Below are 20681 nucleotides of genomic sequence, written 5' to 3' on the forward strand. Positions count from 1 at the left end.
CGCACTTCACGTGCCTACTTTTGGTTAACATGCACGGGCCAGAGGCCCAGGCCCATCAGGCGGGGGAGCAGGCCGCTCAGGACGGGAAACCTGCCCATTAGACGCAGGGGCAGGGGAAGCGTAAAGGGGTGATCTTGATCTTGTGCCAGCGCTAGCGCGAAGACTCGGTTCTGTAAAAAGGTTTGTACAAGCTGAATAAACCTGGTAGGAATTTCACGTCTCCTCTGTACGGCGGCGAGATGCTTGAGCGGTAGCTGTCCACATTGCAGATCAGGCGCCAGGATATTGGCGGTCGCGACCGCATCCTGGATCGCATAGTTAATGCCCACGCCGCCTACTGGGGACATGACATGCGCGGCATCGCCAATCAAGAGCAGGCCTGGGCGATACCATTGGGGGAGGCGGCTCGCCTCGACCGAGAGAACAGAAACTTGCTTCCAATCGCGTAGCTCCTGGGCGCGTTCAGCAAGCTCGGGCAGTGTCTCGGCCACCACGGCCCGCAAATGCTCAAGGCCCGCCGCGCGCACCTGCTGATACTGCCCCTTGGGAATAACATAGCCAACTTGCCAGTAATCGAAACGGTTTAAGAGCACCAGGATGGCACGCACCCCAAAACGGGCGAGGGTCTCGCTGCTATCCCCCGATTGGCGCGAGAGACGGAACCAGAGAATATCCATCGGTGGCGAGGCCTTGATAGGCTCCATACCCGCTAGTTTGCGCATACGCGAGAAGCGACCATCCGCCCCTATCGTGAGGGGGGCGCGCACCTCGTGCCAGCCATCCTTCCCCCGATAACGCACTCCACGGACCACACCATCTTCCTCGATTAAGCTATCCACCTGGGCATTAAACACAAGCTGAAAACAGGGATAGCGGCTCGCCTCGCGTGTAATAAAATTGAGGAAGTCGACCTGGGGTAAGAGCGCCACAAAGGGATATTTCGCTGTTTTTGCCAGGTGAGCAAAATTCGCGAGATGCACCTCTCCCTGTGAGGTCTGAAAGACCATCTCACGCATCTCAGTGTGCTGTAGCTGGAGAAAATCCTCGGCCAGGCCAAGCTCATCGAGAATCGTCATGACCGAGGGGTGAATCGTATCGCCGCGAAACTCGCGATCAAAATCGGCATGCGCCTCCAGGAGTATAACCGGAATGTCCTGCCGCGCCAGCAGCAGAGCCAGCATCACCCCGGCTGGTCCACCACCGACAATGCAGCACGAGGTCTCGACGCTATCAAGAATTTCATGGACGGTAGAAATGGTCTGATTCTGCATATACTCTTCTCCTGTCCCCATAATCGATAAATTGTAGGGTCCATGCTGGCATGGACTTCTTGACTGGGAGACAAGTCCATGCCAGCATGGACCCTACAACCTCAATCTATTTGCCATGCACACATGACTAAGGCCTATACTCCAGGATACACACTACAAAAGAGCAGCCAGAAACAACAGGGCAAACACTCCTAAGCCGCCTCGCGACGCATGGTAAGTGCGCTTAATCCCACCATGAGCAAGGCGAAGACCAGCAGCGCTCCAAGCTGCTGCCAGATCTGCGTGAATCCCATCCCCTTCAACATGACCGAGCGCAGGGCATCGTTGGCATACGTGAGCGGCAGGAGATAGGTGAAGGGTTGCAGCAGCGCAGGCAACTGCTTGATGGGCCAGAAAATGCCCGAGAGAAAAATCTGGACGCCCAGAATCAAAGGGATAAATTGCACGACCTGGAACTCGTTACGGGCGAAGGTCGAGAGAAAGATGCCCAGGTTGACGCTGCCAATAGTCAATAAGAGCGAGACAAGAAAGACCAGCGCCAGGTTGCCGCTATAATGCACCCGCAGGACAAAGACGACAAAGAGGAGAATCACCAGGGCCTGCACCAGGGCAAAGAGCGTAAAACCACATATGTACCCGGTTACCAGCTCCGCGCGCTTCAAGGGCGAGACCAGGACGCGCTCGATCGTCCCCTGCGAGCGCTCACGCAAAAACGATACCGAGGTCAAGAGAAAGACAAAGAAGAAGGAGAAGATTCCAATAAAGACTGGAGCCAGCGCATCCGTCGAGGTATAGTCAGAGCTACCATACAGGTAACGCGGCTCCGCAAGCGTGAATGGAAGCTGTTTAAGATCTGGCAATTGCCCCTGCACACCAGAAGCAGGGCGCGAGAGCGTCAGCAGGATGCCAACCTGGCGTGCGATGCCTTCCGCCTGCTGGCGCATCACACTCGCCACATTAGGATCAGAGCCTTCCAGTACGACCTGCACACTCGGCTTCTGACCACGCGTGAACTGGTCCATAAAGTCGGAGGGAAAGACTAACGCGGCATCGGCATCGCCATTCTTCAATATACTGTCGACCTGATTGGCAGCAATGGAGCGCGTCTTGAGCTTATCTCCCCCTGGAAGCGCCTGGTCAATCAAGGTGTTAATGCGCTCACTACCCACCCCTTCAGGGCGTACCAGGGCCAGAGTATACACCGTCGTCGTGTTGGAGAGTACCAGGTAGAGCAACGTCATCAGCACAATGGGAATCACAAAGATCAACGCGAGCGTGCGTCTATCGCGAATAATCTGGCGCATAATGCGCTGAGAGAGAGAGAAGATACGCGCCAAACTCATGATTGAACCTCCTGTTCATCCTGGGCAGACGTAGTATTTGTATACACTTGTCCCTGCTCTGCAGCACCAGAGGGCATATTTTGATGCGCAAAGAAGAGAAAGGCCTCTTCCATCGAATTCTTCCCCGAGCGCTCCAGGAGTTCGGTGGGAGCTCCTTGTGCCAGAAGCTCACCGGAGCGTAACAATCCAAGACGCGTGCAACGGCTAGCCTCATCGAGATGGTGAGTCGATATAATAATCGTCACCCCCTCGCGATTGAGCTGCGCAAAATACTGCCAGAAAGAGTGGCGCAGTTCAGGATCTACGCCTACGGTTGGCTCATCCAGCAGAATGACCTGGGGACGGTGCACCAGGGCACAGGCGAGTGAGAGTCGCTGCTTCATACCGCCGCTAAAATGAGCCACCAGGCTTGAAGCGCGTTCGGCCAGTTCCACACGCTCAAGCTCCTCATCGATACGCCTGCGGCGCTTCTCCCCGCGCAAACCATAAATACTCGCGAAAAACTCCAGATTCTCACGCGCGGTCAGGTCATTATAGAGCGCGCTGGCCTGCGTCATATATCCGATGGCAGGGGCCACCTCGACGGAGGGCACGCGCTTTCCCAGAATAGAAATAGTTCCTCGTGTGGGTCGCGATAAACCCACCAGCAAACGGATAAGCGTCGTCTTCCCAGAACCATTGGGGCCAATAAAGCCATATGTCTCGCCCGCGTTGATCATCAGCGAAAGGTCTTTTAGCGCATAGAGCGAACCAAAGCGCTTTGCTACATGCTCAAGCACAATTACAGGCTCGCCCACTCGTGACTGTTGCTCCATTGCTGCATCCCCAGCCTTACTCATGAAGAGCCGCCTTTCTTATTGATTGATCAGACAATTAATAGCAGAGCAAAAAAGAGCTTGAGACTCAATCTGGTAAGAGTCCTTGAAGAAAAATATCAGCGATAGTGTTTGCAACTTGCTCCTGACTATAAGCAAGCGCTTGTGAATCGAGAAAGATCTGGCGTCGTAAGACAAAGCCAATCACGCTCCCCATCAGTGTTTGTGCAGCCAGGCGACTATCCTCTACACGACGCAGCTTCCCCTGCTCCATTTGCTGGTCAAGGTACGCTGCGAGCATATTTACGGCTCGCTGAAGCACACTGGGAGCCACGGGTAAGATGCTGGGATTATGCATCAACTCTGGCAAAATGACGCGAATAATCTGCACAAATTGCTCACCTTCAACAATCTTGAGCACCCGCAACACAAGCGAAGGCAAGAACTGGGCTGGCGGCAACTCCATCACCTGCGCAGGAAGCGAACGCAGCAGGCTCAGAGGAGAGCGCTCCTCAAGTACCGCCTGCAACAGGGCCTCCTTACTCTCAAAGTAATGATAAATCAGGCCTGGAGTCACATCAGCCTCATGCGCAATATCCTTATTTGTTGCACGTGAAAAGCCCTTGCGCGCAAAGACGCGTATTGCCGCATCCAACAACTGTTCGCGCCGATCCTCAACGACCTTCGGGGTCCTGGCCATACATCTTCGCTCCAAATTATTAACTAATCGATTAATTAATAGCATACACTAATACAGCATCAAAATCAAGCCAAACCTGAGGTAGGCCCAGAATATGTGGAAAAATTCGTAACTATTCACTGGAATCGATTTTGGCAAGACATGTTCCATTTCTCGTCGTTGTTTGAGATAGCGTTTGATTGTTGCCACCGACACGGCCAAGGTCGTGGCAACCTTGACCGTGTCGATGGCACGCAGCACTCGTTGTCGTACATCCTGTGAGTATGGCTTCATGCCCACAGTGTATCACCCATTAACCTTTGAGTAGTGCTTCTCCTGAGAGCTCCCGTTCTCATTGAGCTTAGTGGAATGCCCAGCTTACAGTCGTCCGATAAGGTGAGTGAGGCGAGGGAGATGAGTGGGGTTGGAGCTTTGGAGAGGCATGATGAGCAGCTCGTCGAGGCCAAAGGAGAGCAATTCAGCGAGGCGGGCGGCAATCGTCGTCTCATTGCCGGAAATGACAAGGGTGTCGATGAGATCATCAGACCAGGAGCCATCGGAGAAAACGGGAAAGCCAGCGGTGGCGAACATGGTGGCATATTCGGGCTGGCTTCCATAAAAACGGCCATGATCAAATTGGGCGCGAAAGGTGTCCCGGACAGACTGAGCGTCAGAGTCAAGGGCAACGAAGACTTGAGCGACCAGGGGAGGCGTGGGGCGCCCAGCGAGCTGCGCACCTGCTCGCATGGCTGGAAGGGCAGTGTGCAGCAAATACTGCGGTGGGCAGACCCAGGCAATCGCACCATCAGCAAGCTCGCCAGCAAGGGCGAAGGCTTTCTCACGCAAGGCAGAGATAAAGATCGGCACCTGGGCGCTTTCCGGGAGCGTTGCCTGAGTGTTGTAGAAAGAGCCTTGATACTCAACGTGGCCGGTCCAGAGAGCGGCCCGTAAAATCGTCAGATATTCGCGCAGATGAGCAAGGGGCCTGGACTGGCTATGTCCGTAGCTCGACTCGATGGGTTGGCGATTGCCCGGGCCGATGCCCAGACGCAAACGGTTTGGCGCCAGGCTGGCCAGGACAAGAGCCTGCTGAGCCAGGGCAACGGGATGGTGCGCGTAGATTGGCATGATGGCTGTACCCAGACGGATGGTGGTTGCGTGGGTGGCTGCAGCGGCAAGCACGGTGAGCGAGTTCCAGAGTGGCGTACCCTGGGTGCGCCAAATCTGACGCACTCCGGCGGCTTCAGCAGCCACGATCGTTGCTATGGCTTCAGCGGGAGGCGTCTGATAGGTCAAGAGGCCAAGGCGCTCGCGGAGCGCACGAGGCGTCGAATCTGAATGAGTTTGAGATACGGTTGGGATATGCATAGGATGCCTTTCGTTGTTTGCTGTGATAAGATCTTCTTCCGAACCCTCCCCATTCGGGGACACGGCAACGCCACTGGCGTGTCTAGCGCTTCCCCCATTCGGGAACAAGCGCGCTCAGGGTTTTCGGAGAAGTAGTAAAGCAAGTATAGCTTGTGGTGAGGAAAAATCTGGCATATAATCACTGGTATTTGCAGGGTTCGAGCGGAGAAACAAAGGGAAAAATGAACGATGCCGAAAGAATCGAGGGGTGAGTTGGATCAGATTGACCAAGAGATTTTGCGTCTCCTGGAAAAGGAGGCGCGTTTGTCCTTTGCGGCTATTGGTCGCGAGGTGCATTTGTCGCTATCAGCGGTTGCCGAGCGAGTGCGTAAGCTCGAAGATACAGGGGTGGTGACTGGATATCATGCGGCTGTAGATGTGACTAAACTAGGACTTGGCATACAGGCCATCTTGCGCATCGCTGCTGATAAAGAGCATTGCCAGCAAGTTGCAGCGTTAGCGGAACGGACGCCAGAAGTACGTGAGGGCTATCAGATTACGGGGGAGGATTCGTACCTGCTCATCATAGCGGTGAGATCTGTGGAGCATTTGGGGCAAATAGTCAACACTTTTGGGGATTTGGGGGAAGTCAGCACATCGGTGATCTTAGGACATGTGGGTGCCAAAGCACAATAAGGGAGTAGCTTGCCCTACCTCTTCCGTCGCTTGCCACTCGTTTTTTTCGCTCTACCTGGCTCATCAGCCCCTACATATAATAGAAGGTTCTCCTTTGGCTTTCATTTGCTCTTTCTCATGGCTCTCTTCTCGGAAGCGGGAGAGTCGTACCGAAACCTGAAAACGCTCGGCATCGGAAAGGAGAGCGTGACACTCTATCCAACGATGGAGTGCCACGTTCAGAAACAGCTTAGAACTTGGGACTTTTCCCTCTTTTGTCGTCTTCGATACGAAACCAGCAAGAGCTACCGGAAGGAGAATATTGTGAAAATGGCTCTTCTCATGCTCTCTGTCTCGCTCTTCTTCACGGGAAGCATTTCACTATATTAGGTAAGAAGACACGTCGCCTCTTCGCATGAGAGATTTATGATGGCATCGACTCGCCGCGGAACGCGGCGGCATTGCGGCGTGCAAACTCGGCGAACGTCGTGGGGTGAACTCCAAAGATCTCATGTGTCCCCAGGTCCACCCTCGATTCGCCGCATCTGCGGCGCTCGCTCCATAATTCGACGAACCCGTTGGCACGCTCTGGGGAAGCCCCTGCCGCCAACACTGCTCGCCGATATTCCTCCAGCAAGATGTTGACATACGTAACTGTTCTGTCGGTCATCTCTGAGATGCGCTCAGCGATTTCTGCCATCGTCAGCGCTTCAGGACCTGTTATCTCGTAGCTCTTGCCCTCATGCCCTTCACTATGGAGCAGGGCAAAGACCATTTTGGCGATATCCTCAATATCCACGGGCGAGAGCCTGGCATTCTCCATAGGGAAGGCGAGCGTATTGGCGGTGAGATTCATCGCTGGCGCTCCCGGGAAGTAAAATTGCATGAATTGGCAGGGACGCAGGTGCGTCCAAGCGAGTCCTGACCTTTCAAGGTACTGCTCGATTCCTTCGTGCTGCCGCCCAGTGCGGAAATGCTGCGCGTTGAACCCAATGCTCGATTCCTTCCCGGAGAGTTTGACGATGTGGCGAACCCCTGCTTTTCTGGCGGCATCGATGAACGTGCATTGCGTTTCGAGCATCCGCTCAGCGGCGGAAGAGATCATCAACACACGGTCCACGCCCTCCAATGCGACTCCCAAGGTTGAGGGTTCAAGCATATTCCCTTCTACCACCTCTACCGTGGGAAACTCCTCGAATGCACGCGCCTTCGCGCTGTTCCTGACAAGCGCCCGAACTGGCGCATGCTGCCGCGCGAACTCACGGATGACCAGAGATCCGCTTACCCCGGTCGCTCCTGTCACGAGAATCATGGAAATCTCCTTTCACTCTCCTCACATAGATAACATACAGTGCTGTGTTATGTTAGCGCATAGCTCAAAGGGTAATGATGCTTACAAGCTCGCAGCCCCTCTTCTGATAGACAAAGCCGTTGTGTTGCGCTATACTCTCTAGGCGAGTAAAAACTCGCTCTCATGGAGAATACACGAGTAAAAAATCGTATTATCAAGGATCCATCGGAGTCAAGCGCATCACTTCCCCTTTCTCACTGGCTCAATCAAATCATTGATGGACTGGTGACGTTTCATCTTGCTCACCCAGCTTTTCTGCCTCTTTTCTCAAGAGATTATCTGCTTTCACAGTTTTCCTCTCTTGCTCATGCTTTACAGCAAGAAGTGCAAACCTGCTTTGCGTTCGGTTTTCAGAGAGGTGCTCCCCACCTCTCTTCGACGCAGCGAATCCTGAGCGCCACGATCAGTGTCCAGCTCTTCAAACACCCCGAATGACTGGACACCGCGTAGCGTACTACGTAGTAGTGCAGGATATGCAGGCAAGATCATGCCAGTCTTGCTTGCATATGGGCTGGACAAACTTTCGCTGGTGTTGTAAACCTATGGAAGAGGAGTATGACTTTGAAGAGGCCATACACCGCGCCTGTGTCCTGTACAGAGACACATCAAGTTACAAAGCAAGAGGAGAGTAAGAATGGCACTCAATATTGAATTGCTGAAAAAAATTGCGGAAACACCTGGTATTTCAGGACGTGAAGACCAGGTGCGCGCCCTGATCCTGGAAGAACTGCGTACACTTACCGACGAAGTCAGCGTTGATCGCATGGGCAACATCATCGCCTTGAAGCGAGGCAAAAGTGAGCGTCGTGTCATGCTGGCTGCACATATGGATGAAATTGGCTTCATCGTCAAGCATATTGATAATCAGGGATTCATCCGTATTCAGCCGGTGGGTGGTTTTGATGCCCGCGTGCTCTTTGCTCAGCGTGTCCTGGTCCACGGCTTTGCGGGCCAGACCTTACGGGGAGTCCTGATGCCAGCGAGCAAGCCTATTCACCTGTTAGGCAATGAGAAACCCGCGGCGGCAAAAATCGATGATCTCTTTATTGATCTCGGCTTGTCAAGCGAACAGGTGCGTGCAAAAGTAGAAGTGGGCGATATGATCACGATGGATCGCACGCTGGAAGTCGTTGGCGATATGATCGTCAGCAAGTCACTGGATGACCGCGCCAGCCTCTTTGTGATGCTCGAAGCCTTGCGCGCTCTGCGGAACCATGAGGTGACTATTTATGCCGTCGCCACGGTCCAGGAAGAGGTGGGTCTACGTGGTGCAACCACTGCCGCCTATCAGGTTCAACCGGATGTGAGCGTAGCGCTGGATATTACCCTGGCGGGGGATATCCCTGGTGGCGCAGATCAGGATGCGGTCACACGACTGGGCGAGGGCACCGCCATCAAAGTCTTCGACTCGTCGCATATCTCCAACCATAAGCTGGTGCGGCACTTCCGCAATTTGGCGAAGCAGCACAACATTTCCCATCAGCTTGAGGTACTGCCACGGGGCGGGACAGATGCGGGAGCGATGCAGCGAACACGCGAAGGCTCACCCACGATCACGCTCTCGACGCCTACCCGCTACGTCCATACGGTCAACGAAATGATCCACCAGGCCGATCTGGAAGCGAGTATTACCTTGCTGGCCCGTTATCTGGAAGATGCCCACAACGGCGACTATTCGCTCTAGAGGCATAGAACGCATCGCCCCTCTCACTCTCCATATGAAGAGTGAGAGGGGTGGCATGTGTCCAGCAGAACCGTTTTTCGGGTCTTGGTCTGGAACATGACAATCTTCGCCTTTTGCGATAGCCTCTTTTCATACAAAGAGAAGTGCGGATTGAGCGAGCAGAAGCTCGCTCAATCCGCACTTCTCTTTGTATTAGTGAGCGCCGTAGGCGCGAAAAGTCACATGCAACGAGAAAAGGAAGATATCTCATTCCTGGCGCGGGGGCAAAAGCGATAGCCCCTGCGCGGAAGAGCAAAAGAAGAATATATTATACCCAGGGCATCTAGAGAAGAAGAAAACAGATGCCCTTCTGTGCGTTTCTCAGATTAGAGTCGAGACCTATATTCACACATATACACACAGGAATGTATGCACAGGGTGACGATTAAGAAACTAGTTCAAGCGCTGGAACACCCAGGACGCGAGCTAGCATACGCAAATGGTATGGCTGAGCCTCAACACGCCCTGTCTCCAAAGAAGTAATAGTATCTCGACGAAGACCACTGAGATTAGCTAATTGGCTCAGGCTTATTCCCTGGCGTTGACGTAGAATACGTAGATTGGTCAAACCACGGGTCAAACCACGAGCCTTCAAACTTTTGTCCTTAGCAGTTTTCATTGGCCTCTCCTTTGAGGTGGGAAGTAGCTCCGCTGCCGTCATTGCCAACGAAGCGTCCTCAACGTGTTTTTTTACACGCATCAGACGGATCCTCCAACTGATAAATAGCATACCAGATGAAACACAGCATTGTCTAGAGGAACGCTCTGACAATCCATAATCTCAACCTAGTACACAAAACAACCATTTCCATCAACACCGTTTGCTTTCTCTCAGCCATCTACAATACGGATGAGAGCGTAAAAAAGTTGCAGTGCTTAATGTTCCAGAATGGGCCAGTGGAGATTATGATATACCATTACTGTGCATTTCTATGAGAAGCATTTCTTCGCGGAGTTCCATACCCTATAGGGAACACAGCTAAGGCCGATTTTGTTCCTGCTGTTTTCCCTATCTCTACTATATATATCGCATAAGAAGACAAAATGAAACGCTTTTATCTACCAATTTTCGCTCTGACACAAAAATCACTATTTAAATCCTCCTCACTAGGAACTCAACCACCAGTCAGCGATATTCCAGGTATTCAAGGAGGGATTGGCGTCCGGAAAGATATTATGCAGGTGGGCATCAACGGTCAGCAGATTCAGCTCACAGTAAAGCGGCAGCATATAGACCTGGGCATTCAGGCGCGCGAGAAAACGCTGGTAAGCCTCATGGCGCGCGGAGAATGCGACCAGTGAGCGGCCTTGCTCCAAAGCCTGGTCAAGCTGGGCATCGCGCACGCGTCCATAGTTACTCCCGCCTGGTTGCTGCTCACCTGGCACCTGGGAGGAGTGAAAGACGTTGTAGGCCTCGTCAGGCTCTGGGCCATTAAAATAGGTGAACAGCGCCAGGTCAAATTTGCCCGTCGCTAGCACGCCTCCCCTGGTAGAGAGTCCAAAGAAACTGTTCAGATCATAGGTTATGATCGTCAATTGAATGCCAATTGCACGCAGGTCGCGCTCAAGTGCTTGTGCCACAGCCAGGCGCACTGGATCCTGCGATGTTGTCACCAGGCGTAACATAAACGGCTGTGAGTTTTTCTCTAAGATACCTGTGCGGTTGGTTTTCCAACCTGCCTGGGCCAGCAAACGGCGCGCCAGCGCGGGATTATATTTCGCGGTCGGAAGCGCCGCATCATAGTACAACGAGGGGGATGGCTCAACCTGGTTGACGCGTCGCTGACAACCAGAATCCTTCAGGACGTCGTGTAGCAAACCACAGACATCGATTGCCGCTTGTAGTGCCTGGCGCACGCGCAGGTCTTGCAGGAGTGGATGATCAAGATTCAGATCCAGGTGGGCATATGAGGCGGTCGGAACACTCACCTGGTGCACCCGTCCCGGCAAGCCACGCAGAAGTGGAAGATCTGGCTCTTGATAGCCTTGCGCGATTGTGACCGTGCCCTGGCGGACGGCCTGAGACAGAGTCTGCACGGAGGAATACACCTGGTAAGTGATACCAGCCAGGTAGGGACCATGAAAAAGCGTTGAGTGATAGGCCTGATTAGGCGTCAGCACATAGCGTTTTCCTGGCTCGAAGCGCTCGACTTGATAAGGACCACTCGTCACCTGTGGGGCTTGATAAATGGAGACGATGTTCTGCAAATCAATTGGGCGAAGGTGTCCCCAGACATGTTCAGGCGCGGCAAGCGGGAGATAAAAGAGATAGGGGCCAAAGGGGCGCTTCATATGTAGCACCACAGTCAAAGCATCAGGCGTTTCAATGGAGTCGATCTGATCATAGCCTGATCGAAGGATCGCCCCCGTCTGAGGGTCCTGGTTTAAGCGCCACCAGAAGCGAAAATCAGCGGCCTGTATAGGCTGATTATCCGACCAGTGAAGGTCGGAGCGCAGGTGCATAGTAATCGTCTTGCCATCATCGGTCACCCCACCGTTCTCAGGCAGGGGCACCTCGGTCAGTTCATCGGCGTGAACCTGGAAGTGGTTATCAAAAACCACAGGCTGGCCCCAGAGCGCGCTATCGAGCGCCAGGTCAGCTGAAGTGCTGGCAAAGAGTGGATTGGGAGCGGAAGGCAGTGCCAGGTCGCCAAGCGTCAGCTGCCCGGAAACCTGCCTACCAGGATAGGGCGTCATGTTATACGTCCCCAGCAATGGAGAGTTTATCGTTGCCGGAGGAGCAGCTGTATTCAAACATCCTGAGAATATCAGCGGCAAACAAGCAGGTAGTAAAAAGAAAAAGAGGCGCCTCCTGGTTCTCTCCAGAATGGCGCCTCTTTTTTTTCGTATGTCTGCCACCTGCGGCGGCAGGGGAATGAGACGCAGACGGGCTGACACCTCACTGCACTCCCCACCTTCATTCTTCCATTGGACGCAGACGGGCTGACGCCTCACTGCACTCCCCACCTTCATTCTTCCATTGGACGCAGACGGGCTGACGCCCCTCTGCACTCCCCACCTTCACTCTTCAACAGATCAAAAATTTATAGCATATCAGGGCGAGTTATCGACGCCACGTTGATCTTTCGTTGGTGTAGATCCATCAGGCGGAAGCACCAGGAGCGAAGGACCATCGGGATTATCTTTATCCACGAGCAGCGTTCGCACCATCCAGGCAGGATATTCTGTACTTTGCTGGAAACTATTCACATGCCCCATGGTCTGGAAGACGCGCTGTACATTAAACTGGTTTAACTGTGTAGCAATCTGGCTAAGTACATCTTGCGTGACTCCATCGTGTTGATCGCCCTGAATCCAAAAGATCACACCATTGCGTTCATAGATCAACTCAATCTGACCATCATGAACCCACTCATGGGTACTATTATCCAGATTATACACCCAGTTGCCATCAACAGTAATAGCCGCCTGACCATCGGGACCAATCCGTAATTCATGCGCCGAACCAAGCGAAACGTTTTGAATAACCTTGACTCGTGGCTTCAATTCCCAGATGGTAATTTTTCCCGAACCATGCGGTTTCAAACCAGGTGCTGAATAATGGCTCACTAACTGCAGGACGGGGCCATCCGTCCAGAACACACCCTGGTTCTGGATCAGGTAGGCCTCCTCCATCGTATAGTTCTCGGGCAGGTAACTCGGCCAGTAGAGGGGGAATTGCAGGCGTGAAACGGTTTCCAGAAAGCTAATCTGCTTTGGTTCATTCTCAATATTTGCCCGCAACGGCTGAGGAGAGGTCGTTGCTGCATCCAACTCTTTGGGAAGCAAGCGCGTCTGTACCACGCCTGCATGCGGTCCCGCAACGAGATAGATGACTCCGGAGGCAAAGGCGTTGCCTGTGGCCATCATTGTAGCCAGCATAAATAAAAAGCAAGAAGAAGCCACAACAGCCAGAGGACGCTGTACCGGAGCCATTTGAGATACCCACTGCCAAAGCGAGAAGCGAAAAAGGTGGCGATGCAGGCGTAGGCGACGAAACACACGAGCGTATGTCCGCTGCTCTAGTCCTTGAGTAGCGGGCTGGAAACGACTATTCTCCGCGTCTAGCAGCGTTTGCACAAAGTAGGGAGGCAGCTCCTCATCCGCAGGTGAGAAGAGCCCCTGTAACTCATGGGCAAAGTCTAGATCTTCTTTCGAAAAGTCATCTGGTAGCCGTCCCTCTTTCTCCAGATAGAGTGCAGAGGGATCTTTATCTGGCTCCTGCAAGCGTCGATCAAATTCGCTCATACTCATGGGCGTGCTCCTTGAGCGTTTCTCGTAAGCTCTTTCGCGCCCGCCACAAACGGGTATCTACAGCGTGACGGGTCAGCCCAGTCTTCTTCGCCAGCTCTTCGGTGCTAGCAAACTTAAAATAGCGTTGGTAAATAAGGTAACGATCGAGCTCAGGCAGCGTCGCCAGGGCAAGACGCAGTTCCTCGCGTCTCTCACTTTGCTCTAACAGGTTCTCCATACTGGTCTCTGGATGAGGAGGAAGCGCTACACGCGCATCTGTCTCGCCCCAACCAGAAAATTTACGACTTCCACTACCATCTGAGGAATTCCACTGACGTGTTTCATCAGCGGATTGCAGGGTATGGGTTTGCCTACGACACAGCTGGCGCCTGCGATCCAAAGCAATATACTTCGCCCGCATGGTCAACCAGGTGCGCAATGTCCCTCGACTGGCGTCAAAGGTATCGATTTCCTGCCAGACAGCTACGAAAAGGTCGTTGACGCACTCCTCAGCGTCTTGAGCTACCCCAATGCCATCGAGGACGACACGGATAAAATAAAATACTTCACGAGAGTAGCGGGTGATGAGGGTTTCCAACGCTTCTGGATCACGCTCATGCAACCGTCGGGCCAGGTCATCATCAGACCAATCATGTCGCACCATCTTTGCTCCTTGCAGACCTGTGTATTCTCGCTCCTTGCAGGTAAACAAAAAACAAGCCTGCCAACAATATCCAAGGAGTGAAATACACTGATCAATGGTACAAGCCCTTTCACTGTAATAAGATATACGCTTCCTGGGAGAAGCTTCTCTCATAGTTTTGGGGCTTTTTACAATTTTGCGCAAAAGAGCGATAATTGTCAAGATGTTTTCTGATGAGATTGGCAGTTAAGCAGGTGTAAATAAACAATCTGTAAGGCATAGCCACTCAGACGCACGCACATGACTATCAGGCTAACCAAGGCTAAAGCAAGCGGACATATAGGCAGAACAGGATGGGCATGCTATAATGACCGCACTAATCCACGTTTCTGATGGAGGCAGCACATGACCTACTCGATAGTCGCAAGAGATCCAGAGCGCGGTGAGCTCGGCATAGCCGTACAATCCAAATTTCTCTCGGTAGGGGCGGTCGTCCCCTGGGCCAAAGCCGGCGTTGGCGCCATCGCTACCCAGGCCCTGGCGAACACCAGTTATGGAATCCAGGGACTCAAACACCTGGCGGCGGGGCGCTCCGCCCAGGAAACCCTGGAGCAACTCCTGGCAGGCGATGAAGGGCGAGCGGATCGCCAGGTTGGTATTATTGGCATGGCGGGCCAGCCAGTAAGCTTTACAGGTGAACGCTGCTTTCACTGGGCGGGTGGGCTCACAGGCGAGCATTATGCCTGCCAGGGAAATATTCTGGTCAGTGGAGACACCGTCGAGGCCATGGCACGAACCTTTGAGGAGACGGGCGGACTTCTCTGTGACCGTCTGCTGGCAGCCCTGGCTGCGGGCCAGGCCGCAGGTGGCGATGGTCGCGGACAGCAATCAGCGGCCCTACTTGTGGTAAAAGAGGGTGCGGGCTATGGTGGTTATACTGACCGCTTCATTGACCTGCGCGTCGATGACCATCCAACCCCTATCGATGAACTCAAACGCATTCTTGAACTTCACAAACTCTATCTCTTCCGCCCTGATCCCGCCGACATCCTGACTATCGATGCCTCCCTGGCTCAGGAATTGCAAAAGCTCCTCACCATCACAGGCGATTATCAGAGCTCTATCACCAGTCGCTATGATGAAACTACACGCGAAGCCTTCCGCGCCTTTAGCGGCCGCGAGAACCTGGAGGAACGCTGGTTTGAAGACGCCCGCATCGACCGCGTCGTCCTCGCGTTTCTGCGCCAAAAAGTAGCAGACCACAAAGCGCACTAAACTCAGTTGTTTTGATAGATAGTGTGATGCATATGGAGAGCCTGCGGCTCTCCATATGCATCACACTATCTATCAAAACGAGCGCCGCAAGCGCGAGGTGTTAACCAAACTGGATGTAATCCGAGGGTATTGGCTCAGCAAGCCAGACCATATCGTTACCCAGATAGAAACGGACGCCATTGGCCTCGGCCTTGCGCGCATGGACCTTGAGAATGATTGGATGATTTGTGCGCCTGCGCGCGACGACCAGTGCCGTCTCTTCATCGGCAGAGAGGTGTACATACTGGCGCTTCATGGGACTCAGCCCCCTGCCTTCAATCAGATTGGCTGCCTGGGGCGTGGTGCCATGATAGAGGATCTCTGGAGGTGTTGCTGGCTGCTTCTCGACTTTTGTAGGTACTGAATGACCATAGTAGGCGCGAATCTTGCCATTGTGCACCTCAAAGCGCTGCTTCTCAGACTGCTCCAGTACCGCCAGCAGATCGGCCTCCTTCAGCGTGGCCCAGTAGCTCCGTTGCTGACGCAGAGCGGCCAGCAGATCTTTAAGCGAGACCCATCCCTCCGCATCAAGAGTTAGCCCGTGGCTCTGTGGATCATGGCGCAAGACATACGCCATTGTCTTGCTCAGTTGTACGAGGTGTTTTTCCATCTTTACCTCTCATCAATAGAAATAATAAAAGCAATATATTTTTTCTCATTGTAAATAGGAAGAAAGCTTATGTCTACAGTTCACACGACGTTGCCCGTGGCCGTTCATCTCTTTCTCGTTCAGGAGCAATCTATACTCCTTTTAAGGCGTTATAACACAGGCTACGAGGATGGCAACTATAGTGTTATCGCAGGTCACCTCGATGGCGGAGAAGAGGTCAAGCAAGCCATGATCCGCGAGGCATATGAAGAGGCGAACATTGAGATCAGCCCTGCGAATTTGCAGGTCGTCGGCATCATGCATCGCCGAGCCGAAGACGAGCGTATTGACTTCTTCCTGGCGGCACAGCGCTGGCGCGGAGAGCTACGTAACAACGAACCACATAAATGCGATGAATTAGCCTGGTATCCGCTTACTAGCTTGCCAGAAAACGTCATTCCCTATGTGCGCCAGGCGTTAGAAAATTATCGCGCGGGGCGCTGGTTCGATAGCTTTGGTTGGTAACTGACAAAAAGAGTGGGTGACTGGTTCTATATGTAGAACCAGTCACCCACTCTTTGACTTCGTATTATTATACGTTGAGCATAGGAATCTTCGAGACACTCCAGCGGCTGTTGGGGCTGGATACCTCGAACTGGACCATGCTGATGGCGTCTGTCGGACAGCGCACGACGCAGAGACCACAACGGATGCACTTCTCCTCGTCGATAATCATGTCCGCGCCACCCTCCCAGGTGTTTGTGCCCTGGTGCATAGGATCACCCTTCACTACGCGTGAGAGGCCCTCCATGCTGATGCAGTCATAAGGGCAGATGTCAACACAGCCAGAACAGAGAATACAGATCGAGGGGTCGATCATAATATTCAACTGACACTGGAGGCAGCGGCGCGCCTGTACAACGGCTTCCTGTGGAGAGTAGCCAGTCTCGGTCTCGCGTGTATGGCTATAGCGCTCGGACAGCGGCAGGGATGGAATCAACTGGTGAGGAATCGACTCATAGTTGTCGACCATACCACGGCGATAGTCAGGAAGCTCAATCTCTTCCGCGGGCTCCGCGGGAAGATCCTGGCCGCCCAGGTAGCGATTGATCGCACCAGCGGCATCGCGACCATCACCCACGGCCGAGATCAGGTTACGCGCGCCCTGAGTATAGTCACCACCGGCGAAGAGGCCAGGGTGGCTCGTCATCCAGGTTTCAACGTCGATCAGCGGTACCCCCCACTTGTTGACCTCCAGGCCAAGCTCCTCGGCCTGCAGCCAGGTCGTATCGCTATACTGACCAAAGCAAGGGATAACACTATCAACCTCGATCTCAAACTCAGTGCCGGGGACGGGAATCGGACGACGGCGACCGCTGGCATCGGGATCACCCAACTTATTGCGCACGAAGCGTACGCCGCTTGCATGCACGCCATCCTTCGAGAGCACCTCGGTCTGTGAGACGAGGTACTGGAACTCCACGCCCTCGAACTTGGCCTCGTCGACTTCGTACTCGTCGGCAGGCTGCTCCTCTTCAGAGCGGCGATACATGACATACACCTTCTCCGCACCAAAGCGGATCGCGGTACGACAGCAGTCCATCGCGGTAAAGCCCGCGCCGATGATCGCTACGCGTTTCCCAATGAAGGCAGGCTCACCGAAGTTGGTTTTATCAAGGAGGCGGATACCATCCTCGACGCCATAGAGATCGGCGCCTTTGACCACCTTATTATCGGGGCCAGTCATCGGATTTGGAATGTAGCAGCCCGCGCCAATGTAGACGGCGTCATACTCCTTGAGGAGATCTGTAAGCTGCACGTCGCGACCGACACGTGTATTGTATTTGACCTCCACACCCAGATCGGCCATGTATTCATCGCACTCTTCGCGCGTGACATCGCGTGGCAGACGCCAGACGGGAATACCGTTGATCATCACGCCACCAGCGACAGGGTACTGCTCATACATAGTCACAGGATACCCCAGCTCACGCAGATCGCGTGCGCAGGCCAGGCCAGCCGAGCCACCACCAATGACCGCAACCTTTTTATCCTTCGTAACCGGAGGACGCTCAGCATGGTGGCGATACTCGCGATGGTCGGCAGAGGCGCGCTTCAGCCAGCAGATGGAGATCGGCTTGCCATCAACCTTATTACGGCGACAGACAGGCTCACACGGGCGCGCACAGGTACGACCCAGCACGCCTGGCACAATGTTGGCTTTGCGGTTGAGCAGATACGCCTCGTCGAAACGGGCTTGGGAAATGAGACCGATGTAGGTAGCCACGTCGGTGTGTGCCGGACAGCCCACCTGACAAGGGATATTGGTTTGATACCAGTCTGGTGTTGTGGTTACCGATTGGTATCGAGGTGACAATTCGCTATCGGGATCAAGCATTTTAAGGTCCTTTCCTGAGCATCCCACAGACCAGCCCAATCCACACATATGGTGACTGGCGCAGGGAGCAGGGGAGACAGTATCGGCTTACGCCACGACGGGCGGCCCTTCAAATCTTCATAATAAGCGCTAAACTTACTTCTTCTCCGAAAACCCTGAGCGCGCTTGTCCCCGAATGGGGGAAGCGCTAGCACGCAAGTGAAGGCTTGTCCCCGAATGGGGATGGGTTTCGGAATAAGATTTTTGAATCGTAGATAAGATGTGTAAATATGCACTGGCACCGGGCAGGCGCCCACAGCCTTCTATGATTGCAACTTCATGTACGTAATAAGCGCACAGAAAGGATACTTTTCTTCGTAAGATTATAGCATAAGGTAACAATTGCGAACAAGCAGAAGCGAGCAGTGCCAAGACGCGCCATGCCTCATAGTCACATCGCCAGGTGCCTGCTTGCATTTGACCTCGCTACTCTCTATTTGGTATATACTCAGTACAGATTCACTAACCCGAATAAGGAAAGGAACGATACACATGCCAGATACAAACCCGGCAAAGAAGCCAGGTCTCGCGGGTCCCCGACCAGTGCGCGCACCACGAGGAACGAACCTCTCGTGCAAAGGTTGGCAGCAAGAGGCCGCAATGCGCATGTTAATGAATAACCTGGATCCCGAGGTTGCCGAGCGCCCAGATGACCTGGTCGTCTATGGTGGCTCGGGGCGCGCCGCACGCTCCTGGGCAGCCTTTGACGCGATTGTTCGCGCGCTGCGCGAACTGGAGAATGACGAGACGCTCCTCGTACAATCAGGCAAGCCCGTTGGTATATTTCGCACACATGCAGACGCTCCCCGCGTCCTGATCGCCAACTCAAATCTCGTGCCGCACTGGGGCAACTGGGATGAGTTTCGCCGCCTGGAGGCGTTGGGGCTAACCATGTATGGCCAGATGACAGCTGGATCCTGGATCTATATTGGCTCACAGGGCATTGTCCAGGGCACCTATGAAACCTTTGCCGAGGCGGCACGCCAGCACTTTGGCGGGACCCTCAAAGGCAAATTTATCCTCACCGCTGGTCTGGGCGGGATGGGAGGTGCTCAACCCCTGGCCGTCACAATGAACGAGGGCGTCTGCCTCGCGGTCGAGCCTGATGTCACCCGCATCCAGCGTCGCCTGGACACTCGCTATTGCGACGAGATCGCCAGCACGCTTGATGAGGCCCTTGACCAGGTGCGTGAGGCCTGTAGCCAGGGCCAGCCCCTCTCAATTGGCTTGCTAGGCAACGCGGCCGAGATCTATCCCGAACTGGTACGCCGTGGCATCATTCCCGATATGGTTACCGACCAGACCTCGGCCCATGATGCCCTCAATGGCTATATACCAGCCGGGCTTAGTATGGAGGAGGCCGCCGAACTACGCGCACGCGATCCCCAGGAGTATATCAAGCGCTCAATGAACTCTATGGTTCTGCATGTTCAGGCCATGCTGGAGATGCAGCGCCAGGGAGCGGTTGTCTTCGATTATGGCAATAACCTGCGTGGGCAGGCCCTGGCGGCAGGGGAGCAACACGCCCTCGACTTCCCAGGCTTCGTTCCGGCCTACATCCGTCCCCTCTTCTGCGAGGGCAAGGGGCCCTTCCGCTGGGTAGCCCTCTCAGGCGATCCAGAGGATATCTATCGCACCGATGAGGCCCTGCTCAACCTCTTCCCAGAAAACGAGTCCCTGAAACGCTGGATCACCCTGGCTCAGCAGAAAATCCAATTCCAGGGTCTGCCCGCGCGCATCTGCTGGCTTGGTTATGGTGAACGCGACAAAGCCGGGCTACTCTTCAATGACCTGGTTGCCAAAGGTATTGTGAGGGCTCCTATCGTTATCGGGCGCGACCACCTGGATAGCGGTTCGGTGGCGTCACCCTATCGTGAGACCGAGTCTATGAAGGATGGTAGCGATGCCATCGCCGACTGGCCCCTGCTCAACGCCCTGGTCAATACTGCCTCTGGCGCGACCTGGGTCTCATTGCATCATGGGGGCGGGGTCGGCATTGGCTACTCGATGCATGCTGGACAGGTCATCGTCGCCGATGGAACACCAGAGGCCGCGCAGCGCCTGAGTCGCGTCCTGACTAATGATCCTGGCATGGGCGTTATTCGCCATGTGGACGCGGGCTACGATGAGGCCATCGACTGCGCCCAGGAAAAGGGTGTCAAAATTCCCATGCTCTAAGATCTTATTCCGAAACCCAACCCCCATTCGGGGGCGCGCGCCACTCACGCGCCTAGCGCTTCCCCCATTCGGGGACAAGCGCG

The 20681-nt window shown here is 54.1% G+C and carries 18 protein-coding genes; 6 read left to right on the forward strand and 12 right to left on the reverse strand.

Annotation, left to right across the window (positions count from 1 at the left end; all coding sequences use genetic code 11):
* Positions 1 to 14 precede the first annotated feature (14 nt).
* The 5 genes from JMJ04_RS05920 to JMJ04_RS05940 form a co-directional block, all read right to left on the reverse strand.
* Complete coding sequence (locus JMJ04_RS05920; protein WP_201369613.1) at positions 15 to 1271, reverse strand: FAD-dependent oxidoreductase; 1257 nt, start codon at positions 1269 to 1271, stop codon at positions 15 to 17.
* A gap of 191 nt (positions 1272 to 1462) precedes the next feature.
* Complete coding sequence (locus JMJ04_RS05925) at positions 1463 to 2614, reverse strand: ABC transporter permease (protein WP_201369614.1); 1152 nt, start codon at positions 2612 to 2614, stop codon at positions 1463 to 1465.
* Complete coding sequence (locus JMJ04_RS05930) at positions 2611 to 3453, reverse strand: ABC transporter ATP-binding protein (RefSeq protein WP_201369615.1); 843 nt, start codon at positions 3451 to 3453, stop codon at positions 2611 to 2613. The genes JMJ04_RS05925 and JMJ04_RS05930 overlap by 4 nt, the downstream gene beginning before the upstream one ends.
* Positions 3454 to 3517: 64 nt before the next feature.
* On the reverse strand, positions 3518 to 4129 hold the full coding sequence (locus JMJ04_RS05935; RefSeq protein ID WP_201369616.1) for a TetR/AcrR family transcriptional regulator: 612 nt from the start codon (positions 4127 to 4129) through the stop codon (positions 3518 to 3520).
* A 357-nt stretch (positions 4130 to 4486) separates the two neighbouring features.
* On the reverse strand, positions 4487 to 5476 hold the full coding sequence (locus JMJ04_RS05940; protein ID WP_201369617.1) for an LLM class flavin-dependent oxidoreductase: 990 nt from the start codon (positions 5474 to 5476) through the stop codon (positions 4487 to 4489).
* 228 nt (positions 5477 to 5704) lie between these two features.
* On the opposite strand from JMJ04_RS05940, the gene JMJ04_RS05945 reads away from it, so the two are divergent.
* The gene (locus JMJ04_RS05945) at positions 5705 to 6151 is read left to right on the forward strand and encodes an Lrp/AsnC family transcriptional regulator (protein ID WP_201369618.1); all 447 of its coding nucleotides are present in this window, start codon (positions 5705 to 5707) and stop codon (positions 6149 to 6151) included.
* A 403-nt stretch (positions 6152 to 6554) separates the two neighbouring features.
* Here the strand turns inward: JMJ04_RS05945 and JMJ04_RS05950 are convergent, their stop codons facing one another.
* Positions 6555 to 7442, reverse strand: coding sequence for an SDR family oxidoreductase (locus tag JMJ04_RS05950; RefSeq protein ID WP_201369619.1), 888 nt, complete (start codon positions 7440 to 7442; stop codon positions 6555 to 6557).
* A gap of 162 nt (positions 7443 to 7604) precedes the next feature.
* Here JMJ04_RS05950 and JMJ04_RS05955 point away from each other — a divergent pair, with 162 nt between their 5' ends.
* Complete coding sequence (locus tag JMJ04_RS05955) at positions 7605 to 7916, forward strand: hypothetical protein (RefSeq protein WP_201369620.1); 312 nt, start codon at positions 7605 to 7607, stop codon at positions 7914 to 7916.
* Between the two features lie 199 nt (positions 7917 to 8115).
* Complete coding sequence (locus JMJ04_RS05960; RefSeq protein WP_201369621.1) at positions 8116 to 9165, forward strand: M42 family metallopeptidase; 1050 nt, start codon at positions 8116 to 8118, stop codon at positions 9163 to 9165.
* 424 nt (positions 9166 to 9589) lie between these two features.
* Here the strand turns inward: JMJ04_RS05960 and JMJ04_RS05965 are convergent, their stop codons facing one another.
* The 4 genes from JMJ04_RS05965 to JMJ04_RS05980 form a co-directional block, all read right to left on the reverse strand.
* Positions 9590 to 9823, reverse strand: a complete 234-nt coding sequence (locus tag JMJ04_RS05965; RefSeq protein WP_201369622.1) for a helix-turn-helix domain-containing protein — start codon at positions 9821 to 9823, stop codon at positions 9590 to 9592.
* A gap of 488 nt (positions 9824 to 10311) precedes the next feature.
* Complete coding sequence (locus JMJ04_RS05970; RefSeq protein WP_201369623.1) at positions 10312 to 11901, reverse strand: peptide ABC transporter substrate-binding protein; 1590 nt, start codon at positions 11899 to 11901, stop codon at positions 10312 to 10314.
* A gap of 357 nt (positions 11902 to 12258) precedes the next feature.
* Complete coding sequence (locus JMJ04_RS05975; protein ID WP_201369624.1) at positions 12259 to 13458, reverse strand: hypothetical protein; 1200 nt, start codon at positions 13456 to 13458, stop codon at positions 12259 to 12261.
* Positions 13439 to 14101, reverse strand: a complete 663-nt coding sequence (locus JMJ04_RS05980; RefSeq protein ID WP_007911925.1) for a sigma-70 family RNA polymerase sigma factor — start codon at positions 14099 to 14101, stop codon at positions 13439 to 13441. The genes JMJ04_RS05975 and JMJ04_RS05980 overlap by 20 nt, the downstream gene beginning before the upstream one ends.
* Positions 14102 to 14485: 384 nt before the next feature.
* On the opposite strand from JMJ04_RS05980, the gene JMJ04_RS05985 reads away from it, so the two are divergent.
* Complete coding sequence (locus tag JMJ04_RS05985) at positions 14486 to 15355, forward strand: DUF1028 domain-containing protein (protein ID WP_201369625.1); 870 nt, start codon at positions 14486 to 14488, stop codon at positions 15353 to 15355.
* A gap of 100 nt (positions 15356 to 15455) precedes the next feature.
* Here the strand turns inward: JMJ04_RS05985 and JMJ04_RS05990 are convergent, their stop codons facing one another.
* Positions 15456 to 16004 carry an RNA 2'-phosphotransferase gene (locus JMJ04_RS05990; protein ID WP_201369626.1) on the reverse strand — a complete coding sequence of 183 codons (549 nt, stop codon included), beginning with the start codon at positions 16002 to 16004 and terminating at the stop codon, positions 15456 to 15458.
* A 69-nt stretch (positions 16005 to 16073) separates the two neighbouring features.
* On the opposite strand from JMJ04_RS05990, the gene JMJ04_RS05995 reads away from it, so the two are divergent.
* Positions 16074 to 16508: an NUDIX hydrolase gene (locus tag JMJ04_RS05995; RefSeq protein WP_201369627.1), complete on the forward strand. Its 435-nt coding sequence runs from the start codon at positions 16074 to 16076 to the stop codon at positions 16506 to 16508.
* 67 nt (positions 16509 to 16575) lie between these two features.
* Here the strand turns inward: JMJ04_RS05995 and JMJ04_RS06000 are convergent, their stop codons facing one another.
* Positions 16576 to 18381, reverse strand: a complete 1806-nt coding sequence (locus JMJ04_RS06000; protein WP_201369628.1) for an FAD-dependent oxidoreductase — start codon at positions 18379 to 18381, stop codon at positions 16576 to 16578.
* A gap of 531 nt (positions 18382 to 18912) precedes the next feature.
* Between JMJ04_RS06000 and hutU the strand changes: the two genes are divergently transcribed.
* Positions 18913 to 20598: a urocanate hydratase gene (gene hutU, locus JMJ04_RS06005; protein ID WP_201369629.1), complete on the forward strand. Its 1686-nt coding sequence runs from the start codon at positions 18913 to 18915 to the stop codon at positions 20596 to 20598.
* Positions 20599 to 20681 lie beyond the last annotated feature (83 nt).

Source organism: Ktedonobacter robiniae, from assembly GCF_016587375.1.
GTDB lineage: Bacteria > Chloroflexota > Ktedonobacteria > Ktedonobacterales > Ktedonobacteraceae > Ktedonobacter > Ktedonobacter robiniae.

Coding starts and splice junctions, on each gene's coding strand:
- JMJ04_RS05975 (WP_201369624.1), bottom strand. CDS start 13,458: ATGAGTATGAGCGAATTTGATCGACGCTTGCAGGAGCCAGATAAAGAT.
- JMJ04_RS05930 (WP_201369615.1), bottom strand. CDS start 3,453: ATGAGTAAGGCTGGGGATGCAGCAATGGAGCAACAGTCACGAGTGGGC.
- JMJ04_RS05950 (WP_201369619.1), bottom strand. CDS start 7,442: ATGATTCTCGTGACAGGAGCGACCGGGGTAAGCGGATCTCTGGTCATC.
- JMJ04_RS05920 (WP_201369613.1), bottom strand. CDS start 1,271: ATGCAGAATCAGACCATTTCTACCGTCCATGAAATTCTTGATAGCGTC.
- JMJ04_RS05940 (WP_201369617.1), bottom strand. CDS start 5,476: ATGCATATCCCAACCGTATCTCAAACTCATTCAGATTCGACGCCTCGT.
- hutU (WP_201369629.1), top strand. CDS start 18,913: ATGCCAGATACAAACCCGGCAAAGAAGCCAGGTCTCGCGGGTCCCCGA.
- JMJ04_RS05985 (WP_201369625.1), top strand. CDS start 14,486: ATGACCTACTCGATAGTCGCAAGAGATCCAGAGCGCGGTGAGCTCGGC.
- JMJ04_RS05965 (WP_201369622.1), bottom strand. CDS start 9,823: ATGAAAACTGCTAAGGACAAAAGTTTGAAGGCTCGTGGTTTGACCCGT.
- JMJ04_RS06000 (WP_201369628.1), bottom strand. CDS start 18,381: ATGCTTGATCCCGATAGCGAATTGTCACCTCGATACCAATCGGTAACC.
- JMJ04_RS05980 (WP_007911925.1), bottom strand. CDS start 14,101: ATGGTGCGACATGATTGGTCTGATGATGACCTGGCCCGACGGTTGCAT.
- JMJ04_RS05955 (WP_201369620.1), top strand. CDS start 7,605: ATGGAGAATACACGAGTAAAAAATCGTATTATCAAGGATCCATCGGAG.
- JMJ04_RS05960 (WP_201369621.1), top strand. CDS start 8,116: ATGGCACTCAATATTGAATTGCTGAAAAAAATTGCGGAAACACCTGGT.
- JMJ04_RS05990 (WP_201369626.1), bottom strand. CDS start 16,004: ATGGAAAAACACCTCGTACAACTGAGCAAGACAATGGCGTATGTCTTG.
- JMJ04_RS05945 (WP_201369618.1), top strand. CDS start 5,705: ATGCCGAAAGAATCGAGGGGTGAGTTGGATCAGATTGACCAAGAGATT.
- JMJ04_RS05925 (WP_201369614.1), bottom strand. CDS start 2,614: ATGAGTTTGGCGCGTATCTTCTCTCTCTCTCAGCGCATTATGCGCCAG.
- JMJ04_RS05935 (WP_201369616.1), bottom strand. CDS start 4,129: ATGGCCAGGACCCCGAAGGTCGTTGAGGATCGGCGCGAACAGTTGTTG.
- JMJ04_RS05995 (WP_201369627.1), top strand. CDS start 16,074: ATGTCTACAGTTCACACGACGTTGCCCGTGGCCGTTCATCTCTTTCTC.
- JMJ04_RS05970 (WP_201369623.1), bottom strand. CDS start 11,901: ATGACGCCCTATCCTGGTAGGCAGGTTTCCGGGCAGCTGACGCTTGGC.